Origin of the sequence: Prevotella rectalis (genome assembly GCF_900607215.1) — a bacterium.
Lineage (GTDB): Bacteria > Bacteroidota > Bacteroidia > Bacteroidales > Bacteroidaceae > Prevotella > Prevotella brunnea.
The window spans coordinates 1-2,536 of the sequence record NZ_LR027837.1 but is presented as its reverse complement, the minus strand read 5'-3'; the positions used below and the strand labels follow the sequence as shown (position 1 = coordinate 2,536).

At 44.0% G+C, this 2,536-nt stretch carries 1 protein-coding gene; it reads right to left on the bottom strand.

Going from position 1 to position 2,536, the window contains the following annotated elements; all coding sequences use genetic code 11:
* Positions 1-2,536 (bottom strand): toxin TcdB middle/N-terminal domain-containing protein (locus E0E16_RS13365; RefSeq protein ID WP_305000476.1); only part of this gene is annotated, 2,536 nt, incomplete at both ends.

Below are 2,536 nucleotides of genomic sequence, written 5' to 3'. Positions count from 1 at the left end.
GAATAGGCAAACATCGTCTTCATCATCGGTCCATCATCACGGATACCATCGTCAATGGTTACGGACGACATTACCCATTTACCACCGGGCAGGCCGTAGGTAGGCGTGCTGTGTTCGTAGTCCAGTGTAAAGGTTCCGCCGAGGGAGTTGGTCACGCTCTTGAGCATGTTCGTTCTGCCGATGGCAGAGCGGGTTACTTTCAGTTCGCTTTCCTTATCGGATTCCACAATATCGAGGTAGCCGTCGCCATCTACATCTTGCAAAGCATAGTTGTTACGATTTATACTATGACTGACAGAAACAACTGGATTTATGGAAATTTTGACAGGAATTAACTTTGGGGTAAAATTGACAGTAAATGCAACTTCAGCTCCCTCTGAAGTTGAGGCAGATTCACTAAGAGAAGAAAGCCCTCTCCACTGAATGGCATCCATAAAGCCATTACCGATATTAAGTGCCACCATAATAGCCTTGCCATTGCGCCATACCTTATCTGGTAATCCGTCAGAATTTACATCAGAGAGATTATACTCTTCTCCATTCTTAGAGGTTACAACATTGTATCCCCCGGCGAAGCTTGATGACCCCTTATTGAAGCTACCACCTATATTGGCGTTATAAGTAATTCCCTTACCTCCTTGTATTCGATCAATTCCCCAATCAATCGGTTCTGTGAAGTTGTACCCTAAATTAAGTCGAACTTTATTTCCCTTAATAATTTTATCAGGTAGACCGTCTCCATTCACATCCATGAATGTTTCTGTGCTCCAATCCTTGTTAGAGGGAGGAATACTGACAGATCCAGACATACGAGCTTTTGCCTTGTTGCTGGAGCCTTGGTTGCTGGAATGATCCTTTCCTTTTGCAATATGAGCAATCGTAGAACTTATCGAAATAATAGGGTCGCTTCCCAATGCCCATCCTTCAGACTTGTTCTCGCTGCCAATGGTTCCAATTCCACTATACTTTTCGCCACTGATGCCTCCTTGCGAATTTGTATATTGTATGATTCCCTTTTGAAAAATATCCGGGAAACCATCCCCATTGAAATCCATCATAGTGGAGCGAGTTACACTCTTACCACTTGCGTCATTGTATGTAAAAGCAATGCCTGTCTGATTGACATCACTTGTTGCAACCATTTCCTGTGTTATAGCTACAGCACCGGTTCCTTGTAAACATGTACCGGAAACTCCTGCTATATCATCAATATGTTCGAATGGGTTAGTTAATATTACATTTTGTTCAGTTAGTCTTGAAGCCCCAGCTTCTTCAGCTGTAAGGTACAATTCTGCTCGTTGTCCTATCCATCTGTCAAATGAACTTTGGTCTGTTCCAATTGGAACAAATGCCATTGTCAAAGGATCCATCTTGGCATCCTTGCTATCGGGGAGCTTCAGCAGTGATTCATCAATAGGTTTGCTATACCTACCTTCGGAAGCATTATAAACAAAGCCACCCCAGCCACGATACATTGTGCCGAAGCCTTTGTTCTCTGTCTGGGCATAGAAGCCTGCCTGTGCTGTTCCTATGCCACTGACAGTAGCTGCAGAAGTTACTGTCTGACCTGAGATGTTACCTGAATAGAAGTAATCTATCCATATCTTGCCTGCACTGATACCGGTGATTATCAGAGGATCCCCTGAAAGACTGCCACCACTGAAAGTGTAAGTCTTTTTACCCAACAGTTTGTCTACAGTCTTGACAGTCATCGTTACCATTCCGTTTGCCGTTGGTGGTAGCATCGTGATACTCGGAGTAACTGTCAGGGTTGAAACATTGGAAGCAAGTACTACAGGTTTACCTTCACTAACCATGTCAGCAAAGAGAACATAATGGGTTGCCCCTGCCGTACGCTGCCTGCTACCATCCTTGCCTATGGTCTCTATTTGTGGGGTCCACTTTATTTTCGACCAGTCCACATTAGAAGAAGAACTGATTTCAAAGTTTAGATTTGTCAAGCCATCCGGATTAGGAATAGTCTGTTTAATTTCTCCGTCAAACGCTTCATTCCATGCTAAGGTACGGGTATAGATTTCTCTTTTTTTATAATTCGGATTATTATTACCCAAGCTGTCTTTTAACTCATTAGATGCGACAATTCTGAGCGTAACGTCATCTGTTGTGACGGGTTTGGTGAACTTACCTGACAGGTTCAAAGAAGCGCTCTCTGCCACATTAGTCAGTGTATTGGCACCATAAATGGCACCCTCCTGAGGTTGATAAACAGTGGTAGATAATCCGCCGGGGAGTGTTTCTGCCGCACCTGTATAGGTAATGATAGGTGCCCATTTCACGTTGTCAAAGGCACCGTTGCTTGTTTCCTCCGTACCAGACTGGACACGGAAATAAATGCGGTCGCCTTTCTTGACGGTGATATTCTGTGCCGTAGCATTATAAGCCGTTGCATCTCCTTTGGTAATTTTCTTGTTCCAGAGTTCCGTACGACCTTTCTGAATGGCTACGCGCACACCATCAGCATGAGCATACTCATCGGTATCGTATTCGCCTGTTGGAGTAATCAAACTAACTGTAC